Origin of the sequence: Priestia veravalensis (genome assembly GCF_001457055.1) — a bacterium.
Taxonomy (GTDB): domain Bacteria; phylum Bacillota; class Bacilli; order Bacillales; family Bacillaceae_H; genus Priestia; species Priestia flexa.
Genome location: NZ_KQ758666.1, coordinates 1 through 20560, shown reverse-complemented (window position 1 = coordinate 20560; position 20560 = coordinate 1). Strand labels below are relative to the sequence as shown.

20 protein-coding genes and 1 pseudogene are annotated in these 20560 nt (G+C 38.5%); 3 read left to right on the top strand and 18 right to left on the bottom strand.

Translation table 11 applies throughout. The features are described from left to right. Positions 1-153 precede the first annotated feature (153 nt). Positions 154-687 (bottom strand): M15 family metallopeptidase, encoded by a 534-nt coding sequence (locus tag AS180_RS14560; protein ID WP_225002172.1) that lies wholly within the window; start codon positions 685-687, stop codon positions 154-156. A gap of 224 nt (positions 688-911) precedes the next feature. Between AS180_RS14560 and AS180_RS14555 the strand changes: the two genes are divergently transcribed. Further along, complete coding sequence (locus tag AS180_RS14555; protein WP_062686995.1) at positions 912-1577, top strand: hypothetical protein; 666 nt, start codon at positions 912-914, stop codon at positions 1575-1577. 33 nt (positions 1578-1610) lie between these two features. Here the strand turns inward: AS180_RS14555 and AS180_RS14550 are convergent, their stop codons facing one another. Both AS180_RS14550 and AS180_RS14545 read right to left on the bottom strand, forming a co-directional pair. Continuing rightward, positions 1611-2612: a nitronate monooxygenase gene (locus tag AS180_RS14550; protein ID WP_025907598.1), complete on the bottom strand. Its 1002-nt coding sequence runs from the start codon at positions 2610-2612 to the stop codon at positions 1611-1613. A 125-nt stretch (positions 2613-2737) separates the two neighbouring features. Next, entirely contained in the window at positions 2738-3802 is a 1065-nt protein-coding gene (locus AS180_RS14545; RefSeq protein WP_025907600.1) for a lactonase family protein, read from the bottom strand. 232 nt (positions 3803-4034) lie between these two features. Between AS180_RS14545 and map the strand changes: the two genes are divergently transcribed. Beyond that, the gene (gene map / locus AS180_RS14540; RefSeq protein WP_062686994.1) at positions 4035-4781 is read left to right on the top strand and encodes a type I methionyl aminopeptidase; all 747 of its coding nucleotides are present in this window, start codon (positions 4035-4037) and stop codon (positions 4779-4781) included. A 32-nt stretch (positions 4782-4813) separates the two neighbouring features. Here the strand turns inward: map and AS180_RS14535 are convergent, their stop codons facing one another. The 14 genes from AS180_RS14535 to gatC all read right to left on the bottom strand — a co-directional run bounded on the left by AS180_RS14535 (position 4814) and on the right by gatC (position 19427). Continuing rightward, positions 4814-6496, bottom strand: coding sequence for a sensor histidine kinase (locus tag AS180_RS14535; RefSeq protein WP_220387607.1), 1683 nt, complete (start codon positions 6494-6496; stop codon positions 4814-4816). Positions 6497-6657: 161 nt separating this feature from the next. Next, on the bottom strand, positions 6658-7629 hold the full coding sequence (locus AS180_RS14530; protein WP_061786508.1) for a BMP family ABC transporter substrate-binding protein: 972 nt from the start codon (positions 7627-7629) through the stop codon (positions 6658-6660). 170 nt (positions 7630-7799) lie between these two features. Further along, a complete protein-coding gene (locus tag AS180_RS14525; RefSeq protein ID WP_062687011.1) occupies positions 7800-8030 on the bottom strand; it encodes an excisionase family DNA-binding protein in 231 nt (76 codons plus the stop codon). A 70-nt stretch (positions 8031-8100) separates the two neighbouring features. Next, entirely contained in the window at positions 8101-8790 is a 690-nt protein-coding gene (locus AS180_RS14520) for a pseudouridine synthase (protein ID WP_062686992.1), read from the bottom strand. Between the two features lie 119 nt (positions 8791-8909). Beyond that, positions 8910-9731, bottom strand: coding sequence for a phosphate ABC transporter ATP-binding protein PstB (pstB, locus tag AS180_RS14515; protein WP_082636389.1), 822 nt, complete (start codon positions 9729-9731; stop codon positions 8910-8912). 15 nt (positions 9732-9746) lie between these two features. Further along, entirely contained in the window at positions 9747-10574 is an 828-nt protein-coding gene (gene pstA / locus AS180_RS14510; protein ID WP_025907609.1) for a phosphate ABC transporter permease PstA, read from the bottom strand. Between the two features lies 1 nt (position 10575). Beyond that, positions 10576-11490, bottom strand: a complete 915-nt coding sequence (gene pstC / locus AS180_RS14505) for a phosphate ABC transporter permease subunit PstC (RefSeq protein WP_062686991.1) — start codon at positions 11488-11490, stop codon at positions 10576-10578. Positions 11491-11525: 35 nt separating this feature from the next. Next, entirely contained in the window at positions 11526-12368 is an 843-nt protein-coding gene (locus AS180_RS14500; RefSeq protein WP_062686990.1) for a phosphate ABC transporter substrate-binding protein, read from the bottom strand. Between the two features lie 939 nt (positions 12369-13307). Beyond that, positions 13308-13436 (bottom strand): hypothetical protein, encoded by a 129-nt coding sequence (locus tag AS180_RS23870; protein ID WP_258954130.1) that lies wholly within the window; start codon positions 13434-13436, stop codon positions 13308-13310. Positions 13437-13632: 196 nt separating this feature from the next. Further along, complete coding sequence (gene rlmD / locus AS180_RS14495; RefSeq protein WP_062686989.1) at positions 13633-15021, bottom strand: 23S rRNA (uracil(1939)-C(5))-methyltransferase RlmD; 1389 nt, start codon at positions 15019-15021, stop codon at positions 13633-13635. 94 nt (positions 15022-15115) lie between these two features. Beyond that, positions 15116-16048, bottom strand: coding sequence for a diacylglycerol kinase (locus tag AS180_RS14490; protein ID WP_025910459.1), 933 nt, complete (start codon positions 16046-16048; stop codon positions 15116-15118). Between the two features lie 169 nt (positions 16049-16217). Continuing rightward, on the bottom strand, positions 16218-17648 hold the full coding sequence (gene gatB, locus AS180_RS14485) for an Asp-tRNA(Asn)/Glu-tRNA(Gln) amidotransferase subunit GatB (RefSeq protein WP_025910460.1): 1431 nt from the start codon (positions 17646-17648) through the stop codon (positions 16218-16220). A 14-nt stretch (positions 17649-17662) separates the two neighbouring features. Next, entirely contained in the window at positions 17663-19120 is a 1458-nt protein-coding gene (gene gatA / locus AS180_RS14480) for an Asp-tRNA(Asn)/Glu-tRNA(Gln) amidotransferase subunit GatA (RefSeq protein WP_025910461.1), read from the bottom strand. Positions 19121-19136: 16 nt separating this feature from the next. Next, positions 19137-19427 (bottom strand): Asp-tRNA(Asn)/Glu-tRNA(Gln) amidotransferase subunit GatC, encoded by a 291-nt coding sequence (gene gatC, locus AS180_RS14475; protein WP_025910462.1) that lies wholly within the window; start codon positions 19425-19427, stop codon positions 19137-19139. A 319-nt stretch (positions 19428-19746) separates the two neighbouring features. Here gatC and AS180_RS14470 point away from each other — a divergent pair, with 319 nt between their 5' ends. Beyond that, entirely contained in the window at positions 19747-20259 is a 513-nt protein-coding gene (locus AS180_RS14470; RefSeq protein WP_062686988.1) for a DUF3920 family protein, read from the top strand. 58 nt (positions 20260-20317) lie between these two features. On the opposite strand, the pseudogene AS180_RS23615 reads toward AS180_RS14470, so the two are convergent. Further along, positions 20318-20560: pseudogene (locus AS180_RS23615) on the bottom strand (group II intron reverse transcriptase/maturase); the annotation flags it as partial.

The window sequence follows — 20560 nt, the reverse complement described above, 5'->3', positions numbered from 1 at the left end:
TATTTCCCGCAGGAGTCGAGTGTCCTTCGCTCTATTCCACTCTGTTTCCAACATTGATTGTTTTCACAATCAACAAAAAACCTGAACGATTAAAAGTGAGGAACTCTCAATCGTCTAGGTTTATCATTGACTGAATTACTTATGTCTCAGTCTCTACTTTATATCTTCAGGCCTTAACTGAAAATGCGGATAATCTTTAAATCCTTCCCAGTCTCCTCCCCATTCAAAACCAAGCTCTTTACCAATTTCAGCTACTTCCATCCAATCCGACTTGCCGTTACCATTGCCGTCATACTCCATATCCCAGATAATATCACCATTATCTATTCGCAAAGCGAAATCGATAGCTAGACCATAATTATGATAAGACTCGCCACCTTTTGAATACGTGACAATCTGTCCTTCAGTCGTTCGGCCACGGGCATAAAGCTCGTCTTGTTCTTCAAATGATCGAAAGCCATCCGTAATGACAACATCTATTCCTTGTGCTTTTGTTTGTTCGATAAGCTGATCTCTTTTTTCAACTACAGCGGGATGAAGATCCGTTGCGTCTTTAAACTCATTTAAGCTGGGGCCAAAAGGTGAAATTGGCCAATTTTTTTGAACGAAAAAGATTAATCCATATACAATGATGCCAACTAATAGCAACTTTAGAATTGTTCCTACAGCATTCATGTTTTTATTCATGCTCCTTGCCTATACATGTAACGAATTAAGAATAAGCATAGTATACTCGGAGGTGAATGAAAAGAAATTCACTCTTGGAAATATGCTCCTCTCATCTTTTTTAAATCTTTTTGCCACTTTCACCATTTTTTCACTATTGCTGGTTACATTATCAAATGTGAACAACATACTTCTCATATGTTGTTCCTTTATCGGGGAACTTAACATAAAAAGGAGTGAGAAAAATGAACAAGAAGTGGCTTGGCTATGTGTTGGCCAGCAGTTTAACTCTCTGCACAGTAGCAGCGGTAAACACACCTGTGTTTGCGGCAACAAAAGACAACGTAGGTGAAAGTACAATCGTCCAGCGAACAAATCACTATAAAGATGACGTTCAGCTAGATGCAGAAACACAAGAAAAAGTGGATGCAGTTATGAACGAGGCAAAAACAAAATTAGAAAAGCTCGGTGTGGAATTTCCCGAGAAGAAAGATCATCCTTTCCACAACTTAACACAGGAGCAAAAAGAGCAGTTCCACAGCATTATGGAACAAGTAAAAGATGGCTCTTTAACAAAAGAAGAAGCCTATACTAAGTTAAAAGAACAAGGTATTAACCTGCCTGAAAAAATGCATAAACACCCGTTTTCCGATTTAACGGAAGAGCAAAAAGAACAAGCGAAAAAGATTATGAATCAAATTAAAGAAGGTTCCATTACAAAAGAAGAAGGTATCGCAAAGCTTAAAGAAATGGGAATCACCTTACCAGAACGTAAAAGTCGTCTATTACAAGGATTAACAGATGAACAAAAAGTGGAAGCAAGAGCAATTTTACAAGAAACAAAAGAGAAAGTAGAAGATTTAGGTGGAAACTTCCATCATGAAAAGCATAAGCATTTTGTCCAATCGTAAAAAAACCAGAGGCTGAGTAGGCCTCTGATTTTTTTACGTCATTAAGGACCCTACAATCTCTTGCGCTGAGCAGCTTTTCACTTTATTATGACCAACTCCAGCCCAAAGTGAAAGGTAATCTACCGCCCCTTGCTCAGCAGCTTTTTTCCGAAGTGGCTGCGTCATATAGTGAACGTGCGGATAGGCTGCTGGGGCTGAGTCAGTAAGTGAAATCAGAAACGCATTAGCCAAACCTCTAGCACGTCTGCCTGTAAAAGCTCGCGTGACGGCCGTCTCCTTATATGTTTTATTTAATAATGCTTTTTTATATGTAGGGTTTGCTCCACTTTCCTTACAGCAAAGAAATGCTGTTCCTACTTGAACGGCACTAGCCCCAGCAGTCAATACTATCTCTACATCATCTTTATCCATAATTCCACCGGCAGCAATAAGCGGCAAGCTAGACTGCTTTTTCACAAGATCAATCAGCTCTAAAACCCCATAGTCTTCCTCTTTCTCCTCTTGGTTGTCAAAGCTTCCTCGATGGCCACCCGCTTCAATTCCCTGCAAGCAGAGTGCATCCGCCCCTGCTTCAGCTGCCAGTTTAGCTTCTTTTGGTGTTGTTACCGTTACGATGACGAACGTCCCCTTCTCCTGCAACGCTAGAATGACATCTTTTGATGGACAGCCAAACGTAAAACTAACCAGTGGAACAGGGTGATTTGTTAAGAGAACGAGCTTATTCTGCCATTCATCGTCATGGTACCTTGGAACGCCTACTTCTGCCTGCAACGTAACAGCAATACGCTTTATATGCTGTTCATATTTTTTGAAGTCATAGTTTCTTTCTTCTTCTGGTACAAACAAATTCACGCCAAACACACCGGGTTTTTGCTTTTTCAGCTCTTCTATTTCTTCTTTTAGAGCAGATGTTGTTTTATACCCTCCTGCCAGAAAGCCCACTCCGCCAGCTTTGCAAACAGCAGCCGCTAGCTTAGGTGTAGATACTCCTCCTGCCATCGGTGCTTGAACTAATGGATATTTGCTGTTAAACATTAATCATTTCACCCTTTCTCTAACCTTACATTCTCCATGTTCTTTACTATCATCTAAATTTCCTGTTGATAAACCGAAAAAACCTATCCACTTAGGCGGATAGGTTTTTCAAACAACAAGTTAATTTATATATTTAAAAACTTTACGCAAACCGCGTACGGCACATCAACGATTGAATCTAAAAACGTTAACTTCCCTGTTTCTTCATTTCGTTCAAACAGCACTAAGTTTCCAGTCTCTTGATTAGATGCAATAATAAATTGCTCTGTTGGATCTAATACGAAATCGCGTGGCCAGTCTCCTTTTGTATCCGTCCACTCAACAAATATAAGTTTACGACCGTCTTCATTGACCGCAAACGTTGCAATCGTATTATGCCCACGGTTTCCAGCATAGACGAAGCGGCCATCTGATGAGATATGAATCGCACTTCCTTGGCTATTTTCAGTAAAATCCGCTGGTAGCGTTGCGATTGCTTGTAGTTGTGTAAAGCTCCCGTCTTGCGCGTTATACTCTAACACTAACACTTCGTTGCTTAACTCTGTCATCACATACGCGTACTTGCCGTTTGGATGGAAAGTTAAGTGTCTTGGTCCAGCGCCAGGTGCCGTGTTAAACGTTTGAGCTTTTGTTAACTTCCCTTCTTCTCCAACAGCATACGTGATAATTTCATCTGTCCCAAGATCCACTGCTACAGCGTACTTACCGTCTGGCGTAAAGTCTGAATAGTGAGCGTGCGGCTTTTCTTGACGATCTTTATTTGGGCCTTTACCTTCATGTTGCATAACTGAAGTGGCTGGCCACACTTCGCCACTTTGAGGAGAAGTTACGTATGACTCAATACTTCCTCGATGATAATTGGCAGTTAATACTTGGTTATTGCTATCGTTAACCGTCACATAACATGGTGAAGGCCCTTCAAGCATTTGTTTATTCACAAACGTTAAATCGCCGTTTTCAGAATTGATTTTATAAGAAGCTACGCCTCCCTTATCTCCTTCTTTTACAACAGCATATAAGTATTCATTGCTCTTACTAATGTTCACATATGTAGGATTATCGATTTTAGCTACTGCTCGTACATCTCTTAATTCCTTTTTCTCTGCATCAAATGTAAATGTGTATATTCCTTCACTTGAACCTTTTGTATACGTTCCAACATAACCAGTAAACGTTTTTCCTCGAGTCATCGCTGCATACCCTCCTAAATTATTCATTCTATCTTTTAACTATACCATAACTATAGCTGAAGTCTCATTTTTACTCTCCCCTGAATGCCCTTTTTACAAACATGAAATCAAGCGGGTTTCTTGCTTTTTTAGTTTAGGGAGCGTTATCATAAACTTTGGATTAAACTTAGTTTGGATTTTTAAAAAATCCATTTTAGATATAGAGAATATACATTCAAAAGGAGGAGTTTACTTGATTTCATTAAAAAGTGAACGCGAAATTAACTTAATGCATGAAGCAGGTAAGTTATTGGCTCAATGTCATAAAGAGATTGAACAAATGATTAAGCCAGGTATTACGACGCATCAAATTGACCAATTTGTTGAAAAATTTTTAGAGAAACACGGTGCTACGCCAGAGCAAAAGGGTTATAAAGGGTACCGGTTCGCAACATGTGCATCGTTGAACGACGAAATCTGCCACGGCTTCCCAACGAAGACACCTTTAAAAAGCGGAGATATTGTTACTATTGATATGGTGGTTAACTTAAACGGAGCTTTGGCTGATTCAGCATGGACTCATAAAGTTGGGGAAATCTCTGAGGAAGCAGAGCGCTTAATGGATGTAACGTACAACGCATTATACAAAGGCATAGAGCAAGCACAGGTTGGAAATCGAACAGGTGATATTGGCTATGCTATCCAATCTTACGTAGAAGGAGAAGGCTTTTCTGTCGTTCGTGACTTTACAGGACACGGCATTGGTAACACAATGCACGAAGAGCCAACCATTTTCCACTATGGCAAGCCTGGGAAAGGACCTCGTTTAAAAGAAGGTATGGTTATTACAATTGAACCGATGGTAAACGTAGGAACTTGGCATTCCAAAATGGACAAAAACGGATGGACAGCGCGTACAACAGATGGAAAACTATCTGCTCAGTACGAGCATACCATTGCAATTACGAAAGAGGGACCGGTTATTTTAACCGAACAATAAATTAAAAGACTGCCTGGTGCTCAGGCAGTCTTTTAATTTATTGGCAACGTCATCATAAACGTTGTTCCTTTTTCAGATGTTTCCACTAACTCAATATCTCCACCGTGATTTTGAAGAATCGTCTTCACGATGGTTAAACCTAATCCCGTGCCGTTTTCCTTCGATGTAGTAAACGGATAAAAAATACTTTTTTGAACCTCTTCTGGGATGCCAGTACCACTATCTTTTAGATAAATGCAGTATTGATTTCTCTTCACCATTCCGGTGATTTCCATCCTGCCAGCCCCACCCATAGCTTCTATGCTATTGCGCAACAGGTTATGAACCACTTGCTTTATTTGTTTATCATCAATCCAAACCATTGCTTTTTCCATCTCTACTTGAATCGTAAAGGCTTGATTATTAGCGGTAATAAACGAAATGATTTCTTCTAGTACATAATCAATTCTTTTTGCTTTCATAACGGGTGCTCTAGGCTTTGCAAGCATCAGCATTTCTTCTACGATGGAATTAATTCGTTCAAGCTCTTTAAGCAGTAGCTCAACCTGAAACGATTTACGCTCATCTACAGAAAGCCCATGGTTCATAAGTGATAAAAAACCATGAATAACTGCTAATGGATTACGAATTTCATGAGCTGCTCCTGCAGCTAGTTCTCCTACTTGCGCTAGTTTCTCTGATTGATGCATGCGACATTCTAACTGTTCGGTATCAGTAATGTCGATGAAATGGAAGATACGGCCGACCACATTGTTTTCATCGTCTACTAGCTGTGATTGAGAAACCAGCAGGCAGCGTTCTTCCTGATTGAGCTGGTACGTTACTTTTTGATGCTTTTTTACTTTTTTCTCACGCAAAATACGCCAAAATGCTTCATTGTCGTTCCCTTCATGATGTAAAGCATGTTGAACATCGCTTAAGCTAATCATTAACATCTTTTTTACTGCTGCATTTAAGAAAAGATGATTATTGTAATGATCAACTGTAATAATACCAACAGGCAATGAGTTCAATATTTGCTCGCGGTATGTCTTCTCTGCCGTTATCTTATGGAAAGACTCAGAAAGATTTTGAGACATCTTATTTATTGATTTGCTCAGTCTAAGAAACTCGATTTGCTTCTCTTCTTCTAATCGTAAACCGTACTCACCATCGGCAATCCGATCGACTCGTGCAGTCATGCTTTCCACAGGTTTGGTAAGCATTCTGCTCATCCGGTAAGAGATAAGAATCGATAAGAATACAATGACAACCATTGAAATTAATAACCCAATTAGTGTGTTTCGAATAATAAGCGGTAAATCACCAGACAATTGACCTAAGGAATTTGATACGTCTTTCTTTTGATCCTGAATTTCTGCTTGTACCTTGTATAGCTGAGGCAAGTAAACCTCGTCAAGATAAGTAGCAGCTGCTTCTTGATCTTCGTAAGCGATTAATCCTGCGACATTATTATTTATTTGGAAGTCAAGTAGTTGGATTTGTTCTTTCAATTGCTGGAGCGATGCTGGAAAAGCTAGCTGATCATTCTCCACTCTGCTTATTGCATGGTTTCCGTATTGTTTATATTCCGTTACTACGCTCGTACAGCAATCATTTCTGTCTAAATTATTTGAAACAATGTATTGCTTAACATGCAGCTCTTCTTCCCAGTAAGAAAGCCAAACTAATTCTGGGATCTCTTCGTCTTTTAACTTTTGGCTAACAACACTCAAATCATCGATTGAATATACAAAAATAAACGACAGGCTGCTCAACAACAAGGCAATAACCAAGAGTGAACTTAGGATTTTACTCCGAAACGAAAGCTTACTTATCACATTCTTCATAATCATCTCTTTCTTTGTATACTTTCTATATTGCTAGCTTCCTGCTACTATTCTTCTATGCTATCCTCGATTGCGCTCTTCTCTTTTTCTGTGTACATAGGACCAAAAGGAGCAAGTCGATAAACACCATCATTCTCATCTAAAACCACCGTTCCTGATGGTAAACCGCTTTCGCTAAAATAGTCCTCCATAATGGAGCGATAAGACTGTGGTACATCATTGATAACGCTTGTCAGTACTTGACTCTCTCCCATATACGATTGATCATCAAGATAACCTATGACATAAATTCCTTTTTCTTTAGCTACACTAATAATATCTCGATTGTATGAATTTCCTTTAGTATAAATGACGTCGACTCCTTGGTCTACTAACTCATTCATCAACTCCACAGCTTTTTTACTATCATCTCGACTATTTACCACTCGGTAAAAGAATTCAATATTCTGATCCGCCGCCATTAGCCCATTTTCAAAGCCTTTATTCTTTTCACGAGCTTCAAATGCATCAATAAGACCTACTTTGTTACTACTTGTTTTAAAACTAGCTGCAACTCCTGCTTCATATTCAGTTTGATATTGATCAAACGTATAGACTGTTTGATTTGAATGCTCAGCGGTACCGTGTATCGTAACGAAGTGAACATCTGAATAGGAGGTTGCTAATTTATTAAAAAAAGGAGAGAACTCCCTTCCGTGACCAATAATGACTTCAGCTTTTTCTTCAACTGCAGCCTGAACAGCATTTTGAATTTTTTGTTTACTATCAAGCTGGCTGTAAACCTTTGCAATGACGGGGAATTCATTCTCAATTTCCACTTTCCCTTTATAGGCTAAACTTCCCCAACTTTGATCTACAATAACATCACTAGTTAAAATAGCGACATGTTTTTTTTCATCTGGTTCTGCCCCTTGATTATGTAAAATCCCTTGTGCTTTTAGCATAATAACAGCAAAAAGAATGAAAAAGAACAGCACCGCAATAAAGATAATTATTTTTGATTGTTTTGCTTGTTCCAATATAATTCTCCTTTTTCAACTTCTTCCTTTATTATACAAAAAACAAACCCTTAAAAACTACATTTTCAGTCATTTTTTTTCTTTTTTCGACATTTTTTGCGCCTATCAGCACTTAAATACTCCTTTTTAGTGGCTGAAACGTGCTTAATCACCTCTGAAAAGGGTGAGAATTAATCTTCGTCTTTTACATCCATGTCTTCTGGAATAGGCTCACTTAAATACTCTTCCATCTGCTTTTTATATTTTTCAAGCTGCTCAAAATGCGTATTAAATTGTTCTTTGTTTACTACGTATTGTTCACCGTCAAAAACAGTACGAATCTTTCCTTGCTGAATAAGACTTTGAATATATTGTTCAGGTAAGGATAAATACTCGGCTGCTTCTTTTAGTGTTAAGTACATTTTTATTCCTTCTTTCAATTCATAACTTACTTCTAGAATACCACGTTTAAAAGGAAAGAGCTTCAATAAGTCATTGAAGCTCTTTCAACAGTTCATTTAATTCTTGCTGTGATAGCTCTCTCCAAGCCCCCGCTTCTAAATTTCCTAGGTGAATATTCATAATGCGAATCCGCTGCAGGCGCTCAACTCGATAACCTAATGCTTTACACATTCTTCTAATCTGTCGATTAAGTCCTTGAGTTAAAATAATCTTAAACACATTGTCACTTATTTTTTCGACCTTACACGGCTTGGTGATGGTATTTAAAATCTCAACACCGCTTTCCATTTCCAGCACGAACTGCTCTGTAATTACCTTATCCACTGTAACAACATACTCTTTTTCATGACCATGCTCTGATCGAAGAATCTTGTTGAAAATGTCGCCGTCATTTGTCATTAAAATAAGCCCTTCGGAAGCTTTATCCAAGCGGCCAACAGGAAAGATTCGCGTTGGATAATTTACAAAATCAATGATATTTCCCTCCACTTCTTTAGCTGCGGTACACGTAATACCTACCGGCTTATGAAGAGCTAAATAAACAGACTGTTCCTTACGAGGGATAGGCCTTCCATCAATCAGAACTTCATCATGTTCTGCTATCATGGTGTTCTTATCACTAACGACTCCGTTTACAGTCACTCTGCCTTCTATAATCAAGCGATTTGTATGCCTTCTTGAACAGAAGCCTGTTTCGCTAATATACTTTTGAATTCTCATCTCATACTCGCTTTCTCTACCTTTTTCTTTATTTTAGTGAATTTCTCAATGGAAAGCATCACTCTTTCAATAAAAAAATCCCGGGAAATAAATTCCCTAGGATTTTTTCATGTACATAATTAGCCGAATCGACCAGTAATATAGTCTTCTGTTCGCTTATCTTGCGGAACTGAGAAAAGTTTATCTGTAGAACTGTATTCAACGACCTCACCATTTAAGAAAAAGGCAGTTTTATCTGAGATACGAGCGGCTTGCTGCATGTTATGAGTTACAATAATAATTGTATAATCTTTTTTCATCTGCGCAATTAATTCTTCTACTTTTAAAGTAGAAATTGGATCTAAAGCTGAAGTCGGTTCATCCATTAAGATTACATCTGGTTTCATAGCAATTGCACGAGCAATACAAACACGCTGTTGCTGTCCACCTGATAAACCAAGCGCGGATGTCTTTAAGCGGTCTTTTACTTCATCCCAAATCGCAGCGCCACGTAAACTCTCTTCAACAATCTTGTTTAGCTCTTTTTTATTTTTTATACCATGCATTCTTGGTCCATACGCTACATTATCATAGATGCTCATGGGAAATAGGTTTGCTTTTTGAAACACCATTCCTACTTTTGTTCGTAGCTTAATTACATCGCTTGACTCATAAATGTTTTCATTATCAATAATTACTTTTCCACTGATTTTGACACTGTCGATTAAATCGTTCATTCGGTTTAATGTGCGTAAAAATGTTGACTTACCACAACCAGATGGACCGATAAATGCAGTGACTTCTTTTTCTTTTATATCAAGGGAAACTGAATACAGTGCTTGTTTTTCTCCATAAAACAAATTCAAATCACTCACGCTGATTTTTGTCTTCTTATCAGAATGCCTCTCATTTCCTAACACGTTTGTTTTGCTACCCTTCTGACGATCAATAGTTATATTCATCATTCGACTCCTCTCTTAATAATCCGCTTTGTTTAGCTTTTTAGATATAAAAGTCGTTGCAAAGTTTAACACCAAAATAACCACAATCAATACAATTCCAATTGCCGCGGCAAGCTCAATATCTCCAGATTCTTGCGTAACTAAGTACGAATGAACCGTTAATGTTCTAGCTGAAGAAAAAATACTCTCTGGCAGTGCAGCTACCGTTCCCGCTGTTAAGAAAATTGCTGCTGACTCACCAACGATACGACCGATTGAAAGGATGATACCAGATAGTATACCCGGCATAGCGCTCGGTAAAATGACTTTATATAAAGTTTGTAACTTTGTTGTACCTAGAGCTAATGATCCTTCGCGATATGAGCGTGGCACAACTTTTAATGCTTCTTCTGTTGTTCGAATAATAACTGGTAAAACAATAATCGTAAGTGTTAAAGAAGCCGAAATAATTGACATACCTAGCTTTAACGTCGTAACAAAAAATACTGCACCAAACAAACCGTAAATAATGGACGGAATCCCAGTTAAACTTTCCGTGGCAAAGCGAATGACTCTAACTAGCTTTCCTTGTTTTGCGTATTCCTGTAGGTATACAGCAGCCAAGATTCCAATTGGTGTGGCAATAAGCAATGAAATAACAATTGTATAGATAGTTGTGACAATCATTGGCCAAATTCCACCGTCATGTCCTGAAGGTGAATAATCTCCAAAGATAAAATCAATGTTAATTAAACGATAGCCTTTATAAAAAATATATCCGACGATAGTAACTAGGACGGCAACTGTTAAAAAAGCTGAAAACCAAAGCAGTCCATTTAGTACATTATCTTTAAACTTCCTCAACTTAGTTACCTCCTTTTGAACTGATCTTTGCCAATACAAAATTTAAAAGTAAAATAAACGAGAACAACACAATCCCTGTAGCAAAAAGCATCTCTTGGTGCGTACCTGCTGCATACCCCATCTCTAGCGCAATGTTAGTCGTTAACGGACGTACACTATCAGTTAAGCTAGATGGAATAATTAAGCTGTTTCCTGCAACTAATATAACAGCCATCGTTTCCCCAATTGCTCTACCCATTCCTAAAACAACAGCTGTCATAATACCTGACTTAGCCGCTGGGACTACTACCTTGAAGATTGTACCAATCTTAGAAACTCCAAGAGCTAACGACCCTTCACGATACGTTTTTGGCACTGCACGAATGGCCGTTTCCGATACTGTAACAACCGTTGGTAACATCATAATAGCTAAAACTAAAATGACCGCTAATAAACTTTGACCTCGAGCTAGCCCTAAATTATTTTGTAGAAAAGGAACAATAACAGCTAATCCAAATACTCCATATAGTACAGACGGAATACCCGCTAAAAGCTGTACAGCAGGTGAAACAATTTTCGCTAAGCTTTTAGGCGCAATTTCAGCTAAAAAGATAGCGGTAAACAAGGCAATTGGTACACCGATAATGAGTGCTCCAATCGTAGCAAAGACAGATGCTACAATCATAGGAAAGATTCCGAACTTATCTTCACTAGGTACCCAATCTACTCCAAAGAGAAAGTCAATAAAGCTATACCCTTGCGTAACAAAAGGATGAAATCCTTTATAAAATACAAATCCGATAATTAATACTAAGCTGACTACTGAAAGGAGAGCACATAACATAAATAATCTTCCCGACAGTTTCTCTAGCATGTACTTCATTCGATTCGATTTTTCAACTTCTTGATTTTGATTTTTAATAGGTGGCGTTGACATACTTCATTCCTCCAAAATTGCTTAAACGTACCGTTTTATTTTAATGGTATTACGCCCGCATCCGATGCAATTTTTTGACCTTCTGGACTTAAGATATAATCAATGAATTTCTGACCTTCTTCACTTAAAGTCTCTTGTTTGTTCACAAACAGAAACGGTCTTGATAAGCTATATTTTTGCTGCAATACATTATCTGCTGTAGGCTGTACTCCATTAATATTTAAAGTAGCAACAGATTCATCAATATACTCAAATGAAACAAAGCCTACAGCGTGCTTATTTGTAGCAACTGTGGTTTTAATGTTTCCATTTCCACTCGCAACAATGGCGTTTTTGATTAGCTCTCCAGAAGAGTAGCCAACAATTTCTTGAAATGCATCTCTTGAACCTGATCCATCTTCTCGGGAAACGACGACAATTTCCATGTCTTCTCCACCAAGCTCTTTCCAATTTGTAATTTCACCAGTAAAGATTTTCTTTACTTCTTCCGTTGAAAGATTCTTGACCTTATTTGTAGGATGCGTAATTACCACAATTCCATCGTAAGCAATGATATGCTCTTTTAAGCCAGTTGCTTTTTCTTCTTCTTTTAAGTCACGTGAAGACATGCCAATTTCTGAAACACCGCTTGTTGCGTTGGTAATTCCAGCAGAAGAACCAATTTGATTGATCTCTATATTAATGTTATTTTTCTCTTCATATTTAGCTGCTAGCTTCTCAGCTAAAGGACCAACGGACGTTGAGCCTGAAATTGCTAGTGTGTAATTGCTACCGCCAGATGAATTTTCTGAGCTAGTATCAGAAGAACCACACGCTGCCAAAGTAGTAACGAAAGATAGAACAAGTAATCCTATCGCTGTCTTTCTTATAAGCTTCATCTCTAAACCTCCAAGACACTCTATTCGTATTTCTTATAGAGTAAACTCTGCTTGTAAATTTTTATTTTGATTTTTGTAAACGTTTTGTAAATCCTTTAATTATGTGTAAAAAGTCTAAAAAAAATGTTAATTTTATACTGTCAAATTAACAATTCAGACACGAAATATCCAAATATTTGATTTTTATTTTAAAGATGAAAAGATTTTCTTATGTCTGTTCATTTTTACGCAATCGATTTTTCACATTATTATTTGTCACGGGTTAAGTATTCATGTAAAGCTCCTTATAAAAAAGCTCAACATCTGTCTTTATGACATCAGATGTTGAGCTTTTTCTTTTCGATTCATTTATTATTGACTGAGAGCTTTTGGAGCCTTGAATTGATGCTGGATCATACGATAATATACTCCTTCTTTTTTCATTAACTCATTATGATTACCATTTTCTTTAATTTCACCGTTTTCAATAAGCATAATTGTATCGGCATGGCGAATAGTATTTAGTCGGTGAGCAATGATGGGTCTGAAAGTAGAACTCTTGAGATAGCAAGCAGCTGCTTTTAACCTTGACTGAGATTATCTCCGTTTTCTGATAGCCTCGTCTCATAAAGAATTCAAAGAACAGATGACAAATGCTTAACAAAAGCTAGTTTTTTCAGGGAGTCACTTCTGTAAACATTGATTATCTTTCGCTTCTTTACGCAAATAATTAGCTACAAACTAATAACTCTAAGCGTCACCGTCCCTTTAAAAACCATCACGTGATGGTTTGATTAAGCAATATCCTACTGGATTATAAATGAAAAGAAAAGCAATAACCTCTATAAATGGTGTGAACCTTTTGTGTACACCTTACTTACTAAACTTTTTATCATGTAAATCATTTCAAAATAAATATATGCAATAACAAAGTATTTTTAAGTACATATAAGATTAGTTTTATAGCATCCTTTTTAAACAAAGAAGAGTTTGGGACATAACAAAATGATTGCTTCTAAGAGACGAACAATAGCTGTTCCAATCCTTTTGGTTTGTCTCAACACGTTCGTTCCATTGCGCTACGGCCACTCGCTTTCCGCGGGGAGGAACCTGAGCTTCCTCGCTGCGCTGCGGGATCTCAGTTTTCCCTCTCTTCCGCAGGAGTCGAGTGTCCTACGCTCCATTCCACCCTGTTTCCAACATTGTTTTCACAATCAACCAAAAAACCTGAACGATTAAAAGTGAGAAACTCTCAATCGTTCAGGTTTATCATTGGCTGAATTACTTATGTCCCAGCCTCTTCTTTTAAAATCAATTTCGCCACGGATTCCACATGCGTCGTATGCGGAAACATATCAACAGGCTGCACTTCTACCGTTTGATAGCCGCCTTCTTCAAGAATCTTGAGGTCACGCGCCAAGGTTGCCGGGCCGCATGATACGTATACGACTTTCTTTGGCTTCATTTTAAGAATTGTTTTTAATAGTGCTTCGTCACAGCCTTTTCTTGGCGGATCAACGACGATTACATCCGCTTTGATGCCTTGCTTGTACCAGTTAGGAATGACAACTTCAGCTTCTCCCACTTCAAACTCAGCGTTATCAATGTTGTTTAGCTTAGCGTTGCGCTTAGCGTCTTCAATCGCTTCGGGAACAATTTCTACTCCGTATACCTTCTTGGCTTTTTGCGCTAAAAACAGAGAGATTGTCCCAATTCCGCAATATGCATCAATCACCGTTTCTTCTCCTGTTAAATCTGCATACTCAAGCGCTTTGTCATAAAGTACTTTCGTTTGCTCTGGGTTTACCTGATAAAATGACTTGGCTGAAATAGCGAACTTAACGTCACCGATATAGTCATAAATATATTCTTCGCCCCAAAGTACGTTTGTTTGATCACCCAGAATAACGTTTGTGCGCTTTGTATTGACGTTTTGAACGATTGATTTCACATTCGGCACGGCTTTAACGATTTCTTCAATGATGTGCTTTTTGTTTGGAAGCTCGCTTGTGCGAGTAACAAGCACAACCATAATTTCTCCCGTCGTTAAGCCGTAGCGAGCCATGATGTGGCGAATGGTTCCTTTGTGTTTTTGCTCATGATAAGCGGGAACATTGTACTTTTCAAGAATGCTTTTAACAACTTGAACAACATCATCGTTTTCTTGCTGTTGAATTAGGCACATGTCCATATCAATGATGTCATGGCTGCGCTGCTGATAGAAACCAGCCACTAAGCCACCGTCTCGATTTGCAACAGGAACCTGCGCTTTGTTACGGTAGCGCCAAGGATCTGTCATACCCATTGTTGGTAGAACCGGCACGTTTGGCAGGTGGCCAATTCTTTCCATTACCCCTTGGACCTGCTTTTGCTTAAACGAAAGCTGACCTTCGTAACTTACGTGCTGAAGCTGACAGCCTCCGCACTGCTTATACACAGGACAGGGAGGTTCTACGCGAGCTTCGCTCACCGTACTGTGATTCATAAGTTTTCCAAACGCATAGCCTTTTTTTACTTTTATTACTTTCACTTGGCCGCTTTCGCCAGGCAGTGCGTTCTGAACAAAGATTGGAAAGCCGTTTACTTTGGCTACGCCTGAACCGTCATGTGTTAAATCTTCAAACGTAACATCTATATAATCATTTTTTTCAACTGGTGGTGTTAACTTTTCCATTTATCGTACATCCTTTGTATTTAAAAATGCTGAACTGATTGTACCACATCGATTCCCTTTACACAAAAGTCGTTTCCATAAAAAAAGATCGCAGTTAGGCGATCTCATTTTTCTCCATTAATTTCGCTGTCTCTTTTGGGACAAAAACTTCTACATGTCGATATAAATTGACAAATTCCCCAGGCAATAATCCACCGTATTCCCCATCAAGGTTCAGCTGCATCTTATCGTTTGTATGAATCTTAACGCGATTTGCTTTTGTATAAATAATATGGGGGTCATTGATGTGCTCTCCGCGTAGCGCTAATGTAGCAATACGAATAAACTCAGCTAAGTTAGCTTTTTTCAAAATAATTAAATCAAACATTCCATCATCTAAAGAGGAATCTGGCGCTAGCTTCTCAAAGCCTCCAACCGAATTTGTTAAAGATACTAGAAACATCATAATATCTCCGCTAAAAAACTTGCCATCATACTCAATTTCAACCGTGGTTGGCTTAATTGAAGGCAGCATTTCCATTCCTTTTAAGTAGTAAGCAAGCTGACCCAGCATTGTTTTTAACTTACTCGGAACTTCATACGTAAGCTCTGTTAAGCGGCCACCGCCTGCAATATTTACAAAGTGATGCGTCTGTCCTTCGTTGGTAACTGCACCTAGATCAATCGCTTTTGGTACACCGTTAATGATAACATCAACCGCTCCTTCAATCGTACGAGGAACGTTAATTGCACGAGCAAAGTCATTGGTTGTTCCTACTGGAATAATCCCTAGCTGAGGTCGATAGTCTTGTCCAGCAATGCCGTTAATAACTTCATTAATCGTTCCATCACCGCCAGCAGCAATGACGATATCAAATTTGCGCTCCACTGCTACCTTAGCAGCTTCTGTCGCATCACCAGCACAGGTAGTTGCATGACAAGACGTCTCATAACCAGCTTGCTCTAGCTTTTGAAGTACCTCTGGTAAATTCTTTTTAAAAATTTCACGCCCCGATGTCGGGTTATAAATGATTCTCGCTCTTTTCATTTTCATCATCCTAATAATGATAATTTATCAAAATCCAAACCAATTCAATATCTACATTATATACATCTGCATAATCTCTATTCCAAAATAAGACCCCCTCTTAAAATAGCAGCTACAATTTTACGAGGGGGCAGTCATCACATGATGTAAAGAAATTAACGGTCGCTAATTAGCGCTTTTTAATTTCTTCTAATAAAATTTTGTTAACCATTGGAGGGTTGGCTTGACCTTTTGACGCTTTCATAATTTGCCCTACTAAGAATCCAATTGCACGGTCTTTACCATTTTTGAAATCTTCAATTGATTGAGGATTTGCATCTAACGCATCCGTTACAAACTTGCGTAGCGTTGCATCGTCAGAAATTTGCACAAGGCCTTTTTCTTTTACGATTTTTTCTGCGCTTCCACCATTTTCAATTAACTCTTTGAAGACTTTTTTCGCAATCTTAGATGAAATTGTGCCTTCCTGAATTAACTTAATCATGCCCGCTAAACCTTCTGGAGTTAATGCTACATCAGCTAACTCTTTTTGGTTTGAGTTTAAGTATGCTGATACTTCACCCATTAACCAGTTAGAAGATAACTTCGCGTCTCCGCCAGCTTCAATCGTTGCTTCAAAGAAATCAGACATTTCTTTTGTTAGCGTTAATACCATTGCATCATAAGCAGGTAACCCAAGTTCTTCAACATAACGTTTCTTACGAGCATCTGGAAGCTCTGGAATTGACGCACGGATGCGCTCTTTCCACTCATCATCAATATGAAGTGCTACAAGGTCTGGCTCTGGGAAGTAACGATAATCATCCGATCCTTCTTTTACACGCATTAAGAGTGTTTCGCCTGTTGATTCATCAAAGCGGCGTGTTTCTTGCTCAATGATTCCACCAGCTAATAATACTTTCTCTTGGCGCTTTTCTTCATGCTCAAGACCTCGACGTACGAAGTTGAAAGAGTTTAAGTTCTTTAACTCTGTTTTTGTACCGAACTTCTCTTGTCCAACTGGACGTAGAGAAATATTGGCATCACAGCGAAGTGAACCTTCCTCCATCTTACAATCAGATACGCCTGTGTATTGGATGATAGATTTTAATTTTTCTAAGTATGCGTAAGCTTCTTCCGGAGAACGCATATCTGCTTCTGATACGATTTCAATTAAAGGCGTACCTTGACGGTTAAAGTCTACTAGAGAGTAACCATCACCTGTATGCGTTAATTTACCCGCATCTTCTTCTAAGTGAAGTCGGTTAATACGAATACGCTTTGTTTCACCGTTTACTTCAACTTCAATCCAACCGTTTTCACCAATTGGTTTATCAAATTGAGAAATTTGATAAGCTTTTGGGTTATCCGGATAGAAATAGTTTTTACGGTCAAACTTTGTATCTGTTGCGATTTCACAGTTTAATGCAAGAGCTGCTTTCATCGCGAAGTTAACCGCTTCTTTATTTAGAACTGGCAGTACGCCAGGATATCCCAAGTCGATAACGCTTGTGTTCGCATTTGGCGCTGCTCCGAACGCGTTTGGACTTGCTGAGAAAATTTTAGATTTTGTCTTAAGTTCAACGTGTACTTCAAGACCGATAATCGTTTCAAAGTTCATCTTCTTCTCACCCCTTACAGTGCTGGTTTCGCTTTGTGATGCTCAGTTGCTTGTTCGAATGCATGAGCGACGCGATAAATTGTGCTTTCATCAAAATGCTTACCGATAATTTGCAATCCTAATGGTAATCCGTTCGCAAGACCACAAGGTACAGAGATACCTGGTACGCCTGCAAGGTTTACTGGAATTGTTAAAATATCATTTGCATACATTGTTAACGGATCATCTGTCTTTTCACCAATTTTGAACGCTGGTGTTGGCGTTGTAGGACCAATGATAACGTCATAGTTTTCAAATACAGATTCGAAATCTTCCTTAATAAGCGTACGTACTTGCTGTGCTTTTTTATAATAAGCATCATAATAACCTGAGCTTAACGCAAATGTACCAAGCATGATACGGCGCTTCACTTCGTTACCAAAGCCTTCGCTACGCGTTTGCTTGTACATTTCAAGTAAGTTTTCAGCATTATCTGTGCGGTATCCATAACGTACACCGTCAAAGCGAGATAAGTTTGCAGAAGCTTCTGAAGAAGACAGTAAGTAGTATGTTGCTAAGGCATACTTAGAGTGTGGTAATGAAACCTCTTCCCAAGTTGCGCCAAGGCTTTCTAATACTTTTAATGCATCCAGTACAGATTGACGAGCTTCTTCTCCAACACCTTCACCTAGATATTCTTTTGGTACAGCAATTTTAAGGCCTTTAATATCGCCAGTTAAAGCAGATACATAGTCTGGAACATCTACATTTGCAGAAGTTGAATCCATTGGGTCAACGCCTGAAATCGCTTGAAGTAAATATGCATTATCTTCAACTGAGTTTGTGATTGGTCCGATTTGATCTAAAGAAGATGCAAATGCAACAAGACCGTAACGAGACACGCGTCCGTATGTAGGTTTTAATCCAACAACACCACAATAAGCCGCTGGTTGACGGATTGAACCACCCGTATCAGAACCTAGTGAGAATGGTACTTCGCCAGCTGCAACAGCTGCTGCTGAACCACCGCTAGATCCACCCGGTACATAATCTAAATTCCACGGGTTACGAGTTAATTGTAGGCCAGAGTTTTCAGTTGAAGAACCCATTGCGAACTCATCCATATTTAATTTACCAATCGTTACTGCTTCAGCTGATTGTAGCTTTTGAACAACTGTTGCGTCATAGATTGGATCAAAGTTTGCTAGAATTTTACTGGAGCACGTTGTGCGTAAGTCTTTTGTTACGATGTTATCTTTCACACCGATAGGCATACCAAATAACAAACCAAACTCATCTTTCGTTTGTAGCGCTTCGTCTAGTTGTTTTGCGTAAGCACGAGCGTTATCCTCGTTTAGTGCTAGGAAAGCACCCACTTTATCATCTACTGCGTTAATACGCTTATACGATTCTTCTACTAGGTCTTGTACACTTACTTCTTTGCTATGAAGAAGCTTATGTAATTCTGAAAGTTTACGATCAAATAATGACATCGTAAAGCCTCCTTTCTTATTCTAAAATAGTTGGTACGCGGACGTATCCATCTTTATGGTCTGGCGCGTTTTTCATTACATCTTCAACAGGTAATCCTTTTGCTGGCTTGTCCTCACGCATTACGTTTTTCACGTCTAGTACGTGTGAAGTTGGTTTTACGTTTGTAGTATCCAATTCATCTAACTGCTCAGCGTATGTAATGATTGCATCTAATTGCTTCGTAAATAGAGCTGCTTCTTCATCTGTTACAGCTAATCTAGCTAAATGTGCAACATGTTTTACTTGTTCAACAGAAATTCTTGACATGTTCGTTCACCTCCGAATATTCGTCCCACTACAATATACTGATAATACCAAACTTCACTAGCATCAAGCAACATTTCTGAGAGCAGTTCCATAAATATAAAATCTTCCTTTTAAAATGATAGGGGTTACACTCTATATTCCTCTAGAAAAGGGATTTTTCTCCTGGACTTATTTAGAGTTTTTATTCCTTTTCTTCTAAATGAATAGCTCGTTGACATATATATTAATAACCTCTTCATAAGTTTCTTAATCAGAAGTATAGGGGTAAATAAAAAGGTCGAAAATGAATATGACTGCTAGTAAGGAGTGTGAACATACCATGAATCCATTACTCATTTACTCGACTATTCATAAGCGTCCTGTCTACCAAGAGTGTCAAAACTGGTTTGTGCTAGATGAAGAATTTTCATTTGACTTGCACAGCCTGCAAAAAGAAGTATTCTCATGTCTTAACCGAAAGTTCACAACCCCAGTTGTGTTTTGTGACTCTTGTGAAGCCAATAAGATTGTTTCTGAACTTGGAGAAGAAGAGGCAGAATTCCTTCAATATGCATCCGCCGTTTATTGGAGGGAAGTTGGCATCATTTTTATATTTAATTTTGAGGAGTACTTACCTTTGATTGAAATAATCTTTCATGAATTGCGTCATGTGATGCAAGAAGATATTCCTTTTTTTAAAAAGCAGTTTGAATTTGATAAAAAGTTGCCATATGAAGAGCGAAAAACTGAAAAGGATGCATTTCAATATGCTAAGAGTCACCTGCAAAAATTCATGAAATCTCACCAAGACACACCTTTTTTCTCACAATCGAGTAGAGGGAAAATAAATTAACTTATTTTCGCCCCTCTCACAACACCGTACGTACGGGTCTCGTATACGGCGTTTCAATTTATATTACAGTGTGTACTTTTAAGTAACGTTCTAGGGCAGAGGGTACTCCCCTCTGCTTTAGTCTTTTGTTTGAGATTGCTCTTTGGACGACTTTTGATAGCCCTATATACCTGTAACCTTTTCGACAGTAGGTTAATCCTTTCGCTTCTTCCTTCGGAATCCCTAGCTGAATTAGCGATTTGATTTGTTTCTTCGGTACCTTCCATTGCTTCCAGATGATTACTCTGATTCTGGAGCGCAG

Coding starts and splice junctions, on each gene's coding strand:
- gatA (WP_025910461.1), bottom strand. CDS start 19,120: ATGTCATTATTTGATCGTAAACTTTCAGAATTACATAAGCTTCTTCAT.
- AS180_RS14520 (WP_062686992.1), bottom strand. CDS start 8,790: ATGAGAATTCAAAAGTATATTAGCGAAACAGGCTTCTGTTCAAGAAGG.
- AS180_RS14470 (WP_062686988.1), top strand. CDS start 19,747: ATGAATCCATTACTCATTTACTCGACTATTCATAAGCGTCCTGTCTAC.
- AS180_RS14555 (WP_062686995.1), top strand. CDS start 912: ATGAACAAGAAGTGGCTTGGCTATGTGTTGGCCAGCAGTTTAACTCTC.
- gatB (WP_025910460.1), bottom strand. CDS start 17,648: ATGAACTTTGAAACGATTATCGGTCTTGAAGTACACGTTGAACTTAAG.
- pstC (WP_062686991.1), bottom strand. CDS start 11,490: ATGTCAACGCCACCTATTAAAAATCAAAATCAAGAAGTTGAAAAATCG.
- AS180_RS14500 (WP_062686990.1), bottom strand. CDS start 12,368: ATGAAGCTTATAAGAAAGACAGCGATAGGATTACTTGTTCTATCTTTC.
- pstB (WP_082636389.1), bottom strand. CDS start 9,731: ATGAATATAACTATTGATCGTCAGAAGGGTAGCAAAACAAACGTGTTA.
- AS180_RS14525 (WP_062687011.1), bottom strand. CDS start 8,030: ATGTACTTAACACTAAAAGAAGCAGCCGAGTATTTATCCTTACCTGAA.
- AS180_RS14490 (WP_025910459.1), bottom strand. CDS start 16,048: ATGAAAAGAGCGAGAATCATTTATAACCCGACATCGGGGCGTGAAATT.
- AS180_RS14560 (WP_225002172.1), bottom strand. CDS start 687: ATGAATAAAAACATGAATGCTGTAGGAACAATTCTAAAGTTGCTATTA.
- rlmD (WP_062686989.1), bottom strand. CDS start 15,021: ATGGAAAAGTTAACACCACCAGTTGAAAAAAATGATTATATAGATGTT.
- AS180_RS14550 (WP_025907598.1), bottom strand. CDS start 2,612: ATGTTTAACAGCAAATATCCATTAGTTCAAGCACCGATGGCAGGAGGA.
- gatC (WP_025910462.1), bottom strand. CDS start 19,427: ATGTCAAGAATTTCTGTTGAACAAGTAAAACATGTTGCACATTTAGCT.
- AS180_RS14545 (WP_025907600.1), bottom strand. CDS start 3,802: ATGACTCGAGGAAAAACGTTTACTGGTTATGTTGGAACGTATACAAAA.